A 15,229-nucleotide genomic window follows, 5' to 3' on the forward strand; every position below is an offset into this window, starting at 1 on the left:
CCACGGTGGCATTGGTCATGGTGCTTTGCGGCGCGAGATCGAATGGGCGGTGCCCTTCGCCGGTGCCGCGCGCCGATTCGGGAAACACGGTCACCGCAATCGCGCGCCGCGAGCCGTCGGCCTGCGGCAGCCCGCCGACGCCCACGAAACTGCCAGCCTCGATGTCGGCCAGCGCAATCGGGTAAACCTCGTTCACCATCAGGTCGGCCGGCAGCGCGAGCACAACGACTTCGCCACTGCGCGTTTTCAGCGTCACGCTGTCCGGCGTCACCGACTGCAGCGTACCGCGCAGGCGCACGGTGGGTGGTGCCACGGCCGGTGCGGGCAGATTCTGGAGGTTGGACTTGAAAAATGCCAGCGTACGCTCCCAGGCCAGCTTGGCCGCCGCCGCGTCATAGCGCGGCGTGGTGTCGTTGTTGAAACCGTGCTGCGTGCCGGCATACTGGTAGACCGTGTACTTTGCGCCAGCCGCCTTCAGCGCCGCTTCATAGGCCGGCCAGGCGGCATTGATGCGATCATCCACGGCGGCCTGATGTACCAGCAGCGGGGCTTTGACCTTGACGGCTTGCTCGGGCGCTGGCGCGTTGCCGTAAAAGGCCACGCCTGCGTTGAGGTCCGGGAGGAGGGTAGCCAGCAGGTGGACGATTCCGCCCCCATAGCAAAAGCCGACCACGCCCAGTGTTCCGCTCGCATCGCTGCGCGCCTTGAGCCACCGGGCTGCGGCGACGAAGTCCTCGCGCGTTTTGGTTTGGTCCAGCGTGGCAAAGGCGGCTACCGCCTTTTGCTCATCGCCGGGGTAGCCGCCCAGCGGCGTCAGCGCATCGGGTGCGAAAGCCATGAAGCCGTCCAACGCGAGGCGGCGCGCGATGTCCTCAATGTGCGGGTTCAAACCACGGTTTTCGTGAATCACCAGTACGGCCGGCAGCTTGGCGCTGCCTGAGCCTGCGGGCCGGGCCAGATAACCGTTGACAGTGCCACTGCCGGCTGGCGATGGGTAGCCCAACCGTTCGATTGTCAGCCGAGCATCGTTGGCCGGAATCTGCTGGCCGGCAGCGAAGTCAGGGCTTAGAGCGGCCAGCAGGCCGGCCGCCGTCATGCCGACCTTGGCAAACTTCTGCGCCTGCGCGAGAAAGCCGCGCCGGTCCAGACTGCCGTGGACATAAGCGTCAAAGAGGATCAGCAGTTCCTGGTCAAAGTCATGGGCGGTGAGTCGTGATGGCATGTTTGCTCCGTGAAAAAATGCAGCATACGCGGTTTGCGGCAAATCCGCCCGACCCGCCTTACGGCACGCTTCCAGCCAGCTGACGCGTTAGGATCGCTGCAATTTCACAAGGACTCATCATGCGCAAGCGCGGCAGCGAAGAAGAAGCATCGGTTGCCCTGTACTGGGATTTTGAAAACCTGCACGCCAGCCTGTGCGAAGCTCGGCAAGAGGGTGCTTACAGCAAGCAGGACAACCGTTTCAGGGTCCAGGAGCCGCTGGTCGACATCCAGGCAGTGGTCGAACTGGCGGCCTCGTTTGGCCCGATTGCGATCAACCGCGCCTATTGCAACTGGCAGTATTTCAGCCGTTACCGCGATGCGCTGCTGCAAAGCGCGGTTGAGCTGATCCAGTTGTTTCCGCCCGGTGGATCGGCCAAGAATGGCGCCGACATCAAGCTTTGCCTGGACGCGATGGAAGACATTGGCCGACACGAGCATATCGGCACCGTCATCATCGTGGGTGGCGACAGCGACTTCATGCCGGTGTCGCAGAAGGTCAAGGCGGCGGGCCGCAGGCTGATCGGCGTCGGTGCGCGTCAATCGACCAACCGGCACTGGGCCAAGAGCTGCCATGAGTTTCGCTACTACGAAAACCTGGCGGGGATGCCCGATGACGCTGCGCCCGGAACTGGCCAGGCAGCGCAGCCATTACAGCCGTTGCAGTGCGATCCGGCGGTCGATATCTTCAGGCGCGCCCTGCGGCTGCTGACGGAAACCCAAGGCGATGCGTGGGTAAGCCAGGCCGCCATCTGGCACATGATAAAACGCCTGGATTCGACCTTTGACCCCAAGGAACACGGCCACGCCAATTTTCTGGCGATGCTCGAGGCTTTTGACGCGCTGGTGGAAGTCAGGGACGGTGAGGCGGATCTGATGGTGCGGCTACGCCAGCCTGCCGGCCGTGGCGGGCCCGAGCTGGAGCCACTGCACTGACTGACGCCGCGGAATTTTTGAATGCTATCAAAAATAGAGCGGGTCATGCCCGAAATACCTGGACTACAGCCCAATTTCATCCTTGTTTGACGGCCATTCGCCAAACGGGAACGGCAGCGTTTCGGTGTCAAAGCATTCAAACACCGCAATTTGACCCAGATAGCCGGCCAGGCCGCAACCGAAAACTCGCAAGCGGACGTTGGCCGCGCCGGTAGCCACGGCGAGCACCAGCTGCAGCACGGCGATGAACAACAGCACCGACGCAGCCAGCTGGAAAGCAGCCGCCAATAGCAGCATCAGCAGAAAACGCACCCACAGCTTGCGCGGCGGGGGCAGGTCAATCAGCTCTTTCATCACTACGTCGCTGCGTCGGTTCAGCGTGCAACCAGGACCGGCACGAGCGACTCCGCAACGACCTTGCTGGCAACGCTGCCGAGCATGAGCCTGGCAATGCCGCTGCGACCATGGGAGCCGACCACGACGAGGTCAGCGCTTTCCTCTGCAGCCATCTGCACGATGCCGGACGACGCCGTCACATTCTCGACCATGCGCGCCTGTAGCACCACCGGTGCACCACCCTGGCTGCACAGCGCCGCCACCCTGGCATGCGCCAGCGCCGCGTGCTGCTGCGCTGCCGCCATATAGGCCTGGAAGCCCAGCGGGTTGGACTCGCCAATGGCCAGGAAGGGGTAGGGATCGACGACGTACACGGCCGTCAGTTTGGCCCCGTGCGTGCGAGCCAGGTCCACCGCCAGTTGCGTGGCGTTTTCGGATGCGGCGGAGCCATCGGTGGCCAGGAGGATGTGCTTGAACATGGTTTTCTCGCTTCGGGCTAATTGATAAAGACTGCAGTGGACAGGAGCGGGACTGCGCGGGTCCGGGTTTGATTATCAGGCCACGGCGTGGCGTTTTTCCTGTTTTCCCGCGATGCGGCCAGCCAGGCATTCAACCCTGCAACTGCCGCGCCAGCAGCGACACGTCGTAATGGCCGGCCTCGTAGCCGAAGCTGCCCGCCATGCCGGCATCAAGGAAGGTCTGCGCCAGCTGGTGAGGCAAAGCCAGCAGTCTGACGAAGATCGATTCGCCGGTGCTACGGCAGCCAGGACTTTCGGGAAGGCGTTAACGCATTTGTAGAGAAGAGGCATCCCATGCGAAGTGGCACCTAGCCTGATCGATGCAATGCCTGACGCGGACCGGACCCTTCAAGCCGGTGGTGGCTCGGTCTTCGGTTGGTAGTCACACCATGGCGCTACGGCACATTGCCAGCACAGTGGCTTTCGGGCGATGCACACATAACGCCCGTGCAGGATCAGCCAGTGGTGCGCGTCCACCCGATATTCGGGTGGAATGCGCTTGAGCAGTTTCAGCTCGACTTGCAGCGGGTTTTTGCCCGGCGCCAGCCCGGTGCGGTTGCTGACGCGAAAAATGTGCGTATCCACCGCCATGGTCGCTTCGCCAAAAGCCGAGTTGAGGACCACATTAGCCGTCTTGCGGCCCACGCCAGGCAGGGCCTGCAGTGCTTCGCGGCTGCGCGGCACCGCGCCACCGTGCAGTTCCATCAGCATGCGGCAGGTTTCCATTAAGTGCCTGGCCTTGCTGCGGTACAAACCGATGGTCTTGATGTGGTGCTCCAGGCCTTCCAGCCCCAGGTCCAGGATTGCTTGCGGCGTGTTCGCCTGCGGGAAAAGCCTGCGCGTCGCCTTGTTCACGCTAACGTCCGTGGCTTGCGCGGAGAGCAGGACGGCGGCCAGCAATTCGAACACGCTCGTATACTCCAACTCGGTTACGGGCTGCGGATTGGCCGCCTTCAAAGTGGCAAAAAACGGCTCGATGTTTTCTTTCTTCATGGATCAATTCTCCCATGTCACAGCCTTCGCCACTGCATTTTGCCGACCGCCTCAACAACGTCGAAACGTCCGCCATCCGCGAACTTTTCAAGCTGCTGGGCAAGCCCGGCATCATCAGCTTTGCCGGCGGTTTTCCCGACAGCGCCATGTTTGACGTGGAAGGCATCCGCGAAGCCGTCAACGCCGCGCTCAGCGAGGAAGCCGGCGCAGCATTGCAATACGGTGCTACCGAGGGCTACAACCCGCTGCGCGAACAGATCGCCGTCTTCATGGCCAGCAAGGGCGTGAAAGATCTGGCACCTGAGGGCCTGATCGTCACGACCGGCAGCCAGCAGGCGCTGGACCTGCTGGGCAAAACCATGATCAGCCCCGGCGACAAGGTGATTGTTGAAGGCCCCACATTTCTCGCCACCATCCAGTGCTTTCGCCTGTATGGCGCAGACATCGTCAGCGCGCCCATCGACGCCAACGGCGTTCAGACCGACAAGCTGGAGCAGCTGATTGCCGAGCACAAGCCGAAGTTTGTCTATCTCATCCCCACATTTGGCAACCCCAGCGGAGTCTTGCTGAGCGCCGAGCGCCGGAAAAAGGTGCTGGAAATGGCGGTGAAGTACCAGACCCTGATCGTAGAAGACGACCCGTATGGCGACCTCCATTTTGGTCACGCACCGCCGCCCAGCCTGCTGGCAATGAGCGCCAGCGTGCCCGGCAGCCGGGCGCTGCTGGCGCACTGCGGCAGTTTGAGCAAGGTGCTGAGCCCCGGCCTGCGCTTAGGCTGGATGATCGCCCCACCCGCACTGTTGGCCAATGCCACCATGTGCAAGCAGTTCAGCGATGCGCACACCAGCACTTTTGCCCAGGCCACCGCCGCGCATTATCTCAAAGCGGGCCGCATGCCCGCCACGCTGGCTCATGTGCGAAAGGTCTACTCCGAGCGCGCGCTGGTCATGGGCAACGCTCTGCGCAAAGAGCTGGGCGACGCCATTGAATTTGTCCAGCCGCAAGGTGGCCTGTTCATATGGGCGAGTCTGACCGGTGCAGGCGGCAAAGTCAGTGACGGAGCCGAGCTGGCCCGACGTGCGATTGAAAAAGGCGTGGCGTTTGTACCGGGCGCGCCGTTTTATGCATCGAATCCTGATCTTTCAACGTTGCGGCTGAGCTTTGCCACTGCGGATGTCGGGAAGATCGAGGAGGGTGTGGGGCGTTTGGCGCAGGCGGTTTAGCTGGCAATGGCGAGCGCGTAACCAGCATCTCTGTGGCCATCGCGCGTTTGCGGGGAAGGCTATTCAATAGTCAGGTCGGGGCCAACGCGCAGCCCCTCGACGACCTGAAAGAACTTTGACATCCGAAACCGCGGAGCAACCCTTGCACACACTAGGTTTCGTGCGCCAAACCAGCGTCGTGCAAACCACAGTGCTAAAAAAAATATTTTCAAACCAATGGAATAAACCGCGACTCGTCGGTGTTCATACGCAGGCAGGACACCCTGCTTGGCTAAAAATTTAACAAACAGGAAAAGACTCCAATGATTAACAAGCTTATTTCCCTTGCCGCCCTGTCGATGGCCATGCTGGGCGGTTGCGCCTCCATGTCGTCCAGCCCCGCGATGATGAAAGACGGAATGCTGGTCAATTCCAAGGGCATGACGCTCTACACCTTTGACAAGGATGTCGCTAACAGCGGTAAATCTGCCTGCGAGGGTGCCTGCGCTGTCAAATGGCCTGCGGTCATGGCGGCAGCCAGTGACAAATCCAACGGGGATTATTCGGTAGTAACCCGCAGCAACGGCCAGCAGTGGGCCTACAAAGGCAAGCCACTTTACACCTGGCCAGAAGACCAGGAGCCCGGCGACAAATATGGCGACAACTACCTGAAGGTATGGCACGTAGTGAAGTGATGCAGCGGGCTGCGCAAGAAAGCAGATTGATGCATCGCCATATCAAACATCTCGGCACTTCCTGCGCGCTGGCCTTGCTTGGCGTGATGGCGCCAGCGGCATTTGCCGGCAACCTTCAGGTGAGCGTGACCGACAGGGAGGGCAAGCCGGTACAAGATGCCGTCGTGGTCCTCATGCCAGCAACCACGGGCACGCCAAAACCGCTCCCCTTGCAGATCGTGATTACTCAGGAAAAGATGCGTTTTGTACCGGCGCTGTCGCTGGTCGGTGTGGGGGCCAGAGCACGTTTTGTCAATAACGATCCGTGGGAGCACCACGTAAGGGCCTCGGCCGCCGGGGTGATGCAGTTTGAATCTGCGACCAGCAGCGGCTTTGAGTTGCGCCTGGATGGCAAGGAGGAGGGAAAAAGTGCCAAAACCGCAGAGGCGACGTTTGACAAGGCAGGCGGTGTGTTGCTGGGCTGCCATCTGCACGCATCCATGCGTGGCAATGTTTATGTGAGTGACTCGCCCTGGGCGGCGCTTACAAACGCAGACGGCGTTGCGTCATTTGAGGGCGTACCCGACGGTGCGGCGAAACTCAAGGTATGGCACGCTGACCAGTTGATTGACATTGCGCAGCAGCAACTCACATTGACCCCCGCTGCGGCCAAAGCGGCGGCACAGTTAAGCGTGGTGCCAAGGCGCAGGCGCATTTGAAGTAGCGAATGGGGATAGGGACGGCGGCATTGATTGAGGAAGCAGGCTAACCAGAAGCCAGGGCCGGATTGTCAGACAGTCGTTCTGCAGATGGCGGCTGGCTCCTTCATGATTTGTGGCCTGCTGATCGAACGCCATCTGGTGGAGTGCCGCCAGGAGATCCGCACAGGTCGGGATAGTGTTGTCCATCGGCAGAACGTGACCGATGAACACAACGGCTGGAACAGCACCGAGACCGTGATCGAATACCTCGCCGCTGCGCTACGGCGACGGTGAAGCCATTTAGCAATGCCCCCGGCTTTGCCATAAACCGCTTCGGCCGGCTGGGGTTCGGAGAGAACGCAGTCGTGATACATTTTGTTTGCGCGGATACCCTATGTTGCAACTGCCAGCAGGTTCCCGCGACCGGCTGCAGTCAGGTACGGCGCCGCGCGGGACACTCAATTCTTTGCTATTTAAATAATAGCTACTTGCGCCTTGTACTGGCCGGCCCAAGCCTGATTTTCTTGATTGAAACGGGTCTCCGGCGCAAGCTGCCCGCAGCTTCCCATTTTTGGGTAGGGAGCAGCCTTGTACCATCGCAGCTGCAAAGCTACGATTAATCGGCGCCACCGCATTTGGCGTGTCCGGCAACCCTTTCAAGCAGGAGGCTTTCATGCCGCAACTTATCGCATCCGTCGAAGGCGTCAAAGTCAAACAGATTTACCTGGAACATGACCGCACCACGCTGGGTCGCAAGCATCACAACGACATCGTGCTCGACAGCCTGGTCGTCAGTGGCGATCACTGCGTGTTTGAGATGCACGGTATTGCGGATGTGACCATCGAGGACCTTGGAAGCACCAATGGTACTTATATCAATGGCCAGATGATCAAGTCCCGACAACGGTTGCAGGACCAGGACTGCATCACCATTGGCAACTTCAACCTGCAGTTTCTGGCGCGCTCCGAGCATCAGCCGGCCGGCTCCCCACAGGAAACTACCGCCATGTCGCTTTCGTCCCTCGGCTTTCCCGGCACCAGCGCTGTGTTGCAGGCCAGCCTCAAGCTGTTGTCGGGCACCTCATCGGGGCTGGAAGTTCCGCTGGTCAAGGCGGTGACGACTTTCGGCCAGCCAGGGATCTCCGTGGTGGCCATCTCGCACCGGCGCGACGGTTACTACGTCGCGCGCATGGGGGGCAAAACGCTGCCCACCCTCAACGGCAAGCCGATCGGGCAGGACGCCATTGCTTTGGCGCACAACGACATGCTGAATATGGCAGGGAACGAAATGGAGTTTTTATTGAAGGGACGGTAAGCTTTCACTGGCGGACAGGGCCGGCTTTTTTTACCGAGGCAAGCCGCTGATCCGCTATAACTCCCGGATGAAAAGAAATTCCTTAAACGGCGGCCTCGTCTATTCAACAGAAGCCGGCAGAATGTGCCCCGGCTGCCGGTCTCCCATCGATGGCTGCATTTGCAAACAGGCAAATGTATTGCCAAAAACCGACGGCGTGGTGCGTGTTTCCAGAAACACAAAGGGCCGCGGTGGTAAAACCGTGACCCTCGTCAAGGGACTGGCGCTTGACGAAGTTGCGCTGGTGCAACTGGGCAAGCAGCTTCGGTCGGCCTGCGGCACTGGCGGCACGGTGAAAGACGGCGTGATAGAAGTGCAGGGCGATCACACAGCACAAGTCATGCTGACGCTGCAAAAGCTAGCTTATGTCGTGAAACAGACGGGCGCCTGAATGATTGCAACCTCGATTCGGGGCAGAAATTGGCGCGCCGCCGCCTACAGTGCTTCAGCCCGGCAAGCTGGAGCAACGATATACCGTAGCGGCTCGGCGGTGCCATGAGTCCAGAAGACCTGCCTTTGCTGCTCAGCCGCGTCATGCCTTTCGGCAAATACCAAGGGCGGCCTATCGCCGACCTGCCCGGCAACTACCTGAACTGGTTCGCCCGGGAAGGCTTTCCCGAGGGTGAAATCGGCCGCCTGCTGGCGCTGATGCACGAGATCGACCACAACGGTCTGTCGTCGTTGCTGGAGCCGTTGCGCAGGCGTTGACAACGCGGGGCCGACACGCCCGCGATGTATCCGGACCAGGCGAAGTTTTTAAAAATACGCTCTTCCAAAAAGTTGTTTGCTATTATAAAAATAGCATACAAAGACCGTATCTGCTGGACATGGCGTGATTTTTACTGAAGGCAGGATTGCAGGAGCCAGTTCCGTGGCCTTTTTTTCTGAAACGCCAGCCGCAAGCCGCCAGCCGCCAGCCTGTTGGGCCTGCCCGTGCCGGTCGCGGTTTACCGCCTGTTTTTTGATTCGCTGGCAGTGCTGCAGCTGCCCCGGTTTTTAACGGGGCAGGTCGGCGCAGCGTGGTGGCGCGCTACAGCACCTTGCTGAGAAACTTTCGCGTGCGCTCTTCCCGGGGGTGGTCAAAAAGGCTGGCCGGTGTGCCTTCTTCCACCACCATGCCCTCATCGATAAAGATCACCCGGTCGGCCACCTGGCGGGCAAAACCCATCTCGTGCGTCACCACCACCATGGTCATGCCTTCTTCGGCCAGGTTCTGCATGACGGCCAGCACCTCGCCGACCATTTCCGGGTCCAGCGCTGAGGTGGGCTCGTCAAAAAGCATGATCAGCGGCTGCATCGCCAACGCGCGGGCAATCGCCACGCGCTGCTGCTGGCCGCCCGACAGCTGGTTCGGGTAAGCGTCGATCTTGTCGATCAGGCCGACCTTTTCCAGCAGTTCGCTGGCGCGCAGTCGGGCCTGCACGGCGGTAAGGCCGCGCACCTTGGTGGGCGCCAGCGTGATGTTTTCCAGCACCGTCTTGTGCGGAAACAGATTGAAGCGCTGAAACACCATGCCGATTTCCGAGCGCAGCGCATCGACATCGGTCCTGGGCTCATGCACCGACACCCCATGCACCAATACCTCGCCGCCCGAGGCGTCCTCCAGCCCGTTCAGGCACCTGAGAAACGTGCTCTTGCCAGAACCCGAAGGGCCAATCACGCACACCACCTCCGAGGTCTTGATGGTGCAGTCAATGCCGCGCAATACCTGAAGAGAGCCGAATTGCTTGGTCAGCCCGTTAACGCGAATCACCTCGTCCATAACGATCCTCCAGTTTTTTCACGCCATAGGCCAGCGCCAGGGTCAGCACCCAGTACATGAGCGAAATCGTGAGATAGGGTTCCCAGTAGCGGGAATAAGCCCCCGCCACGGTGCGCGCGGCATAAGCCAGTTCGGCCAGGCCAATGGCCGAGATCAGCGACGAGTCCTTGAGCAGGGAAATCGCGTTGTTGCCCAGCGGCGGGAGCATGCGGCGAAAGGCCTGCGGCAGCACGATGTGGTACATGGTGCGCGGAAAAGACAGGCCCAGGGAACGCGAAGCTTCCACCTGACCGCGATCAATCGACTGAATTCCGGCGCGGAAAATCTCCGAAATATAGGCCCCCGAATTGAGCGTCAGCGCCACCACGCCCGACAGGAAAGCGCCATAGTTTTGCTTCAGGTAGCGCGCGGTCTCGCCCGAGATCAGCAGGCCATCGGTCGGATTGACAAACAGCGGCAGCACCGCAAAGTGAATCAGCAAGATTTGCACAAACAGCGGCGTGCCACGAAAAAAGCTGACGTAGACCGTGGCCGGCCAGCGCAGGGCGTATCTGCACAGCTGCCTGGCCGGCGCATGGCGCGCTTCGGCCACGCGCGCCAGTCCAATCGCCAGACCCAGCGCCGTTCCCTGCACGATGCAGATCAGCGTGACGGCAACGGTCATTTGCAGACCCCGCCAGAACAGGACGGCGTATTCCGAGATGATGTCGGCGCGGAACCAGCCGAACCAGAGAACTTGCTCCATGAAGTGAAGACTGCTTGGTGCTTATTGGGCAGGCAGCGTGGGCGCTTCGGCCTGGAACCACTTTTTGTAGATTCGCGCGTAGCTGCCATCGGCCTTGACGGCGGCCAGGCCGGTGTTCAGCTTGTCGAGCAGCGCCTTGTTGCCCTGTTTGACGACAATGCCGAAAAACTCCTTGGCGAAACCCGGGTCGCTCACGGTTTTCAGCTCTTTGTGTTCCTGCACGCGAAAGGCAATCACGCCGTTGTCGCCGATGGCTGCGTCCAGGCCGTTGTTGACCAGCTCGGAAATCACAACAGGCGTGCTCTCGAAGCGGCGGATGTCGGGGCTGGTTTTTCCGAATTCGCGCGACGCGATGTCGTCACCCGTGCTGCCATTGACGACGCCGATTTTCTTGCCGGCGAGGTCCTTGAGGCTTTTAACGCTGCTGTTTTGCTGCACGGCGATCAGCTGGCGGGCTTCAAAGTAGGGCATGGTGAAGTCATACGACTGCTTACGCTTGTCATTGATGGTGACGCCGGAGATGACCAGGTCGATGTCGCCGTTGTTCAGGGAGGCGAAGATGCCGGTCCAGGGCGTGTTGACGATCCTGATCTGCAGACCGGCTTTCTGGGCGACGGCCTTGATCATGTCCACGTCATAGCCAACGATTTCCTTGGTCGGGCTTTCGTAGGCGAAGGGGCGGTAGGTGGCGCTGGAGCCGACGATGAGCTCCTTGTTCTGGGCCTGGGCGCTAGCCACGGTCAAGACGATCAGGCTGGCCGTCGCGGCAACTTTATGCAGGAGGTTCATGGTAAAACTAAAGAGTTGAGTGGATGAGTTCTGGCGCCTCTGTCACAGGGGCAAAAACAGGGTACGCAATGGTAACGCGTGCCCAGCCCGGTCTGGCATGGCGTTTTACCCGATGGCAGCCCGCAGCGTGAGGAAGCGGCCCGGCACGTCAATAATGCAGTCAGGAGTTTCCCCTCATGAGCCTGCCCGATCGATCCACCCGCCGCCGCCTTTTGCAGCTTGCCGCTGGCAGCGCGGCCACCCTCTGGCTGCCACGCAGCGCCTGGAGCCAGCTTCGTCTGGACAGCCATCCTTTCCCGCTCGGTGTCGCGAGCGGCTCACCGACATCCGACTCGGTGGTGTTGTGGACCCGGCTCATGATGCCCGAACTCTCCGCCCCGGCCCGGCAGCGCCAAGCCGTGACGGTGCGGTGGGAAGTTGCGCATGACGAGCAGTTCACGCGCCGGGTGCAAGGCGGGCAGGCGCAGGCCCAAGCGGAGCTGGCGCATTCCGTGCATGTGGAGGTGCAGGGTCTGCTGCCAGACCGCTGGTATTTTTACCGCTTCATGGTGGGCGATGCCGTCAGCGCCACTGGCCGCACGCGGACCTTTCCGGCGTTCGATGCGCTGGTGGCGCGCATGCGTCTGGCTTACGCTTCGTGCCAGCACTGGCAGCATGGCTACTTCAGTGCCTACCGCCACATGCTGGCTGAAAACCCTGACCTGGTGCTTTTTCTCGGCGACTACATCTACGAATACCCGAACAGCAAAACCCCGGTTCGGCCGGCCACTGGCGGCTGGTTGCTGACGCTGGAAGACTATCGGCAGCGCTACGCCCTTTACAAAAGTGATGCCGATTTGCAGGCGATGCACCAAGCCTGCCCATGGCTGCTGACATGGGACGACCATGAGGTGCAAAACGACTATGCCGGCAGCCAGGAAGGGCGGAGCGGTGCGCCCAACCTTGACTTCGCCGCTCGCCGCGCCGCCGCTTACCAGGCTTTTTATGAACACATGCCGATTCGCGCTTCCGTGCTCACGCAGGCCATGGCCGGGCTGGCGACGGGGGCCGAGATGCGCATTTACAGCCGGGTGCGCTACGGCCAGCTGGCCTCGTTCTACATGCTCGATGCGCGCCAGTACAGGGACCCGCAGGTTTGCACCACGGGCGGCAAAAAAGGCTCTGCCACGCTCGACCCGGCGACCTGCGCCGAATGGAGTAATCCAGCCCGTAGCCTGCTGGGCATGAATCAGGAGCGCTGGCTTGATGCCGAGTTTGGCAAGTCTGGCCGGCAGTGGAATGTGCTGGGACAGCAGAGCTTGCTGGGGCAGCGTGATTTTCGGGCCGGTCCCGGCCAGATGCTGTGGAACGATGGCTGGGACGGCTACAGCGCCGCGCGCACGCGCCTTACAGGTTCCCTGCAAAAAAATGGGGTGGCCAACCCGGTGGTGCTGGGCGGCGACGTGCATGAAAACTGGGTCGGGCAGATCAAGGCCGATTACTCTGTCGCTGGCAGCGCTGCCGTCGGCGTGGAGTTTTGCGGCACCAGTATTACCTCGCACTCGGGCGGCAATGACAAGACCGCCGAGCGCCTCGCCGAGAACCCGCATTTCGTGTTTGCCGATGCCGAGCGAAAGGGTTATGGTGTGGTGGATTTCACGCCACGGCAGCTGACCACGACCTTGCGCGTGGTTGACGATGTGCGGCGGCCAGTGACGGCGATTGAAACACTGGCCGCTTTCACGGTCGAGGCCGGCCGCCCGGTCGTTGAAAGGGTTTGAACGGATCAGTCGCCCCTTGAGCGACCCGACTGAGTCTGCCGTTTTTGCCTGAAAATACAGTGATGAGCAGTTTGGGTCATATTCGAATCAAGATGTACAGAACCGTGGCGCGCCAGCTTCACGGCGTGGTGCCGTGCTGGGTTTGCGGCGAACATGTCACGCCCGAGGCCGCAACGCTGGAGCACATCCGGGCGCTATGCGAGGGCGGCAGTAGCCACGCGGAGAATCTGGCCATCAGTCATGAAGTCTGTAACGGCCAGCGCCATGCGGCCGGCCGGGTTCCGGCCTCAAGGGCTGCGCCGGGCCAGGTGCTCAGGCGCCAGGCCTCGCTAACGGTGGCCGATGCCGCTTGATGCAGGCTATTTTGGCAAGCGCAAATTTTTTAGACTTTATAACGCGCTTGCCGCTGCCCGACGGGTGGAAAGCGCTATGAAAATAGTAGTATCGCTTCATGATTCCCACTCCGTCACCAGCATCCGCGCCCATCACCTACCTGCCGCCTGACGACCCCCTGCGGGCTTCGCTGCACAACGAGGTGCATGCGCGACCCTCCGCCCGGGTGCGTTTGCCGGCGCTGATCGTCCATGTGGCCGTGCTGAACGCGGGCGTGACGCGCGAGCAGGAATGCGCGCATCTGCGGCTGCTGCCTGATCAGCAGGCATTGCCGCTGGACAGCCTGCACGGCAACTTTCTACGCCTGCCTTGCGGTCACTACACCGTCAAGTGGGAGCGTCACACCGAATTTACGCGTTACTCCATCGTGCAGACACTGCCCGCCGGTGCCTTGCTGGGCGCTCTCGAGCCTGAACTGATGAACGCGCCGGCGGTGGCGCCCGAGTGGCTGCGCGGCATTCCAGGGCGCACCGTCGCGGCGATCCAGCTGGCCATGGTGGCGGCGGATCTGTCGGACGAGGCGGTTCTGATGGCGCAGGCGCAGGCCTGGTTTGGCGGGCGCGCGGTGATTGCCTCGCAGCTCGGTAACGGGCATTCGTGGGCGCTGACCGAATTTCGCATCGGCAGCGATGGCTTTGAACGCATGCTGGTCATTGCGCGGCCGGGCACCACCGAAGGCCGCGCCGGCCGGATTTCACAGCGTTTGCTTGAACTGGAAATATACCGCCTGATGGCCTTGCGCGGCCTGCCGGTAGCCAAGCAGCTGGCGCCCATGCTGGCCGAGGCCGAAGGCGCGCTGGCTGATATCACCGCCCGGCTTGAGAACAAGTCCGCCTCGGACCAGGAGCTGCTGGATACCCTGGTGTCTCTGGCGGCCCGCGTCGAGCGCGCCACGGCCGAGCATGTCTTCCGGTTCTCTGCCACGCGGGCTTACAACACGCTGGTGGCCCAGCGCATCACCGAGCTGCGTGAAAAAGCGATTCCGGGCACGCAGACGCTGGGCGAGTTCATGCAGCACCGGCTTTCGCCCGCGATTGCCACGGTGGCCGCCACAGCGCAGCGCCTGGCGTCGCTGTCGGAGCGGGTCGCCCGCACCAGCGCGCTGTTGCGCACGCGGGTCGACATTGCGACCGAGATCCAAAACCAGCTGCTGCTTGAAAAACTCACGCGCGGACAGGAACTGCAGTTGCGCCTGCAGGCGACGGTCGAAGGGCTGTCGATTGCCGCGATTTCCTATTACGTCATCAGCCTGCTGCTTTACGGCGGCAAGGCCGCGAAGGCAGCGGGTGCGCCCATCAACCCGGAAATCTTTGCCGGCGCGCTGATTCCGCTGGTGCTTTGGGTAGTTTGGCGCGCCACGCGGCGCATTCATGCCAGGTTGCATGCAGTGGACTGAAGCGCTATCGGGTGGCCTGAGCTGCGTAAAAGCAGCCAGCAAACGTCAGCACTAAGCTATGAATAAAATAGCTAACAATGCCGGTAAATACAGGACAAGACGCCGATTTCTTGCCTGAATCGCCAAACAGGACCTCGCTGGGCCACCCCACCGCCTTAACGCATGCGGCTGGTCAACAGATGTTGAGGAGCCCGCCCCACGAGCCGGGCGCCGGTTTTACCGCTTGGTACTCAATATGGAAATGTCCCAGTGAGATCCGCACCAATCGCGTTACTGAAATCTGCACCCCGAATCATCGCTGCACCCAGCTTTGCACCAGTTAGATCTGCAAACTGGAAGTTCGCGCCCTGCAATAATGTGATTTGGAGGTTCGCGTTCTGCAAATTTGCGCTCCGCAAGTTCGCGTTCTG

General features: G+C 61.2%; 18 protein-coding genes and 1 pseudogene. 11 read left to right on the plus strand and 8 right to left on the minus strand.

Going from position 1 to position 15,229, the window contains the following annotated elements; all coding sequences use genetic code 11:
• Positions 1–331: 331 nt before the first annotated feature.
• Positions 332–1,222 (minus strand): annotated as a pseudogene (locus HHJ19_RS02830) (dienelactone hydrolase family protein); the annotation flags it as partial.
• 119 nt (positions 1,223–1,341) lie between these two features.
• On the opposite strand from HHJ19_RS02830, the gene HHJ19_RS02835 reads away from it, so the two are divergent.
• A complete protein-coding gene (locus HHJ19_RS02835; protein WP_296903859.1) occupies positions 1,342–2,196 on the plus strand; it encodes an NYN domain-containing protein in 855 nt (284 codons plus the stop codon).
• Between the two features lie 63 nt (positions 2,197–2,259).
• Here the strand turns inward: HHJ19_RS02835 and HHJ19_RS02840 are convergent, their stop codons facing one another.
• The 3 genes from HHJ19_RS02840 to nth all read right to left on the minus strand — a co-directional run bounded on the left by HHJ19_RS02840 (position 2,260) and on the right by nth (position 4,043).
• Positions 2,260–2,550: a DUF4389 domain-containing protein gene (locus HHJ19_RS02840; protein WP_296903862.1), complete on the minus strand. Its 291-nt coding sequence runs from the start codon at positions 2,548–2,550 to the stop codon at positions 2,260–2,262.
• Positions 2,551–2,570: 20 nt separating this feature from the next.
• Complete coding sequence (locus tag HHJ19_RS02845) at positions 2,571–3,011, minus strand: universal stress protein (protein ID WP_296903863.1); 441 nt, start codon at positions 3,009–3,011, stop codon at positions 2,571–2,573.
• Between the two features lie 387 nt (positions 3,012–3,398).
• Positions 3,399–4,043 carry an endonuclease III gene (gene nth, locus HHJ19_RS02850; protein ID WP_296903865.1) on the minus strand — a complete coding sequence of 215 codons (645 nt, stop codon included), beginning with the start codon at positions 4,041–4,043 and terminating at the stop codon, positions 3,399–3,401.
• Between the two features lie 32 nt (positions 4,044–4,075).
• On the opposite strand from nth, the gene HHJ19_RS02855 reads away from it, so the two are divergent.
• The 7 genes from HHJ19_RS02855 (at position 4,076) to HHJ19_RS02885 (ending at position 8,682) form a co-directional block, all read left to right on the plus strand.
• Positions 4,076–5,266: a PLP-dependent aminotransferase family protein gene (locus HHJ19_RS02855; RefSeq protein ID WP_296903893.1), complete on the plus strand. Its 1,191-nt coding sequence runs from the start codon at positions 4,076–4,078 to the stop codon at positions 5,264–5,266.
• A gap of 302 nt (positions 5,267–5,568) precedes the next feature.
• The gene (locus tag HHJ19_RS02860; protein ID WP_296903867.1) at positions 5,569–5,940 is read left to right on the plus strand and encodes a hypothetical protein; all 372 of its coding nucleotides are present in this window, start codon (positions 5,569–5,571) and stop codon (positions 5,938–5,940) included.
• Positions 5,922–6,638, plus strand: a complete 717-nt coding sequence (locus HHJ19_RS02865; protein ID WP_296903869.1) for a plastocyanin — start codon at positions 5,922–5,924, stop codon at positions 6,636–6,638. The genes HHJ19_RS02860 and HHJ19_RS02865 overlap by 19 nt, the downstream gene beginning before the upstream one ends.
• Before the next feature lie 108 nt (positions 6,639–6,746).
• A complete protein-coding gene (locus HHJ19_RS02870) occupies positions 6,747–6,914 on the plus strand; it encodes a hypothetical protein (RefSeq protein WP_296903871.1) in 168 nt (55 codons plus the stop codon).
• Between the two features lie 379 nt (positions 6,915–7,293).
• A complete protein-coding gene (locus tag HHJ19_RS02875; protein ID WP_296903873.1) occupies positions 7,294–7,935 on the plus strand; it encodes an FHA domain-containing protein in 642 nt (213 codons plus the stop codon).
• Positions 7,936–8,002: 67 nt separating this feature from the next.
• A complete protein-coding gene (locus tag HHJ19_RS02880; RefSeq protein WP_296903875.1) occupies positions 8,003–8,365 on the plus strand; it encodes a translation initiation factor Sui1 in 363 nt (120 codons plus the stop codon).
• A 104-nt stretch (positions 8,366–8,469) separates the two neighbouring features.
• Positions 8,470–8,682: a DUF3820 family protein gene (locus tag HHJ19_RS02885; protein WP_296903877.1), complete on the plus strand. Its 213-nt coding sequence runs from the start codon at positions 8,470–8,472 to the stop codon at positions 8,680–8,682.
• A 322-nt stretch (positions 8,683–9,004) separates the two neighbouring features.
• Here the strand turns inward: HHJ19_RS02885 and HHJ19_RS02890 are convergent, their stop codons facing one another.
• Genes HHJ19_RS02890 through HHJ19_RS02900 form a run of 3 tightly spaced genes read right to left on the minus strand, consistent with a single transcriptional unit; the run spans position 9,005 to position 11,270 of the window.
• Positions 9,005–9,736 carry an amino acid ABC transporter ATP-binding protein gene (locus tag HHJ19_RS02890; RefSeq protein ID WP_296903878.1) on the minus strand — a complete coding sequence of 244 codons (732 nt, stop codon included), beginning with the start codon at positions 9,734–9,736 and terminating at the stop codon, positions 9,005–9,007.
• Positions 9,714–10,481 (minus strand): amino acid ABC transporter permease, encoded by a 768-nt coding sequence (locus HHJ19_RS02895; RefSeq protein ID WP_296903879.1) that lies wholly within the window; start codon positions 10,479–10,481, stop codon positions 9,714–9,716. Before HHJ19_RS02895 ends, HHJ19_RS02890 begins: the two co-directional genes overlap by 23 nt.
• A gap of 21 nt (positions 10,482–10,502) precedes the next feature.
• Positions 10,503–11,270: a basic amino acid ABC transporter substrate-binding protein gene (locus HHJ19_RS02900; RefSeq protein ID WP_296903881.1), complete on the minus strand. Its 768-nt coding sequence runs from the start codon at positions 11,268–11,270 to the stop codon at positions 10,503–10,505.
• A 176-nt stretch (positions 11,271–11,446) separates the two neighbouring features.
• Between HHJ19_RS02900 and HHJ19_RS02905 the strand changes: the two genes are divergently transcribed.
• The 3 genes from HHJ19_RS02905 (at position 11,447) to HHJ19_RS02915 (ending at position 14,819) form a co-directional block, all read left to right on the plus strand.
• Positions 11,447–13,030 (plus strand): alkaline phosphatase D family protein, encoded by a 1,584-nt coding sequence (locus tag HHJ19_RS02905; protein WP_296903883.1) that lies wholly within the window; start codon positions 11,447–11,449, stop codon positions 13,028–13,030.
• Positions 13,031–13,092: 62 nt separating this feature from the next.
• On the plus strand, positions 13,093–13,383 hold the full coding sequence (locus HHJ19_RS02910) for an HNH endonuclease signature motif containing protein (protein ID WP_296903884.1): 291 nt from the start codon (positions 13,093–13,095) through the stop codon (positions 13,381–13,383).
• Between the two features lie 98 nt (positions 13,384–13,481).
• Positions 13,482–14,819 (plus strand): DUF3422 family protein, encoded by a 1,338-nt coding sequence (locus tag HHJ19_RS02915; protein WP_296903887.1) that lies wholly within the window; start codon positions 13,482–13,484, stop codon positions 14,817–14,819.
• 230 nt (positions 14,820–15,049) lie between these two features.
• Here the strand turns inward: HHJ19_RS02915 and HHJ19_RS02920 are convergent.
• Positions 15,050–15,229: pentapeptide repeat-containing protein (locus HHJ19_RS02920; RefSeq protein ID WP_296903889.1), on the minus strand; the 180-nt coding region annotated here is incomplete at its 5' end.

This window comes from Polaromonas sp. (assembly GCF_012927415.1).
GTDB lineage: Bacteria > Pseudomonadota > Gammaproteobacteria > Burkholderiales > Burkholderiaceae_C > Polaromonas.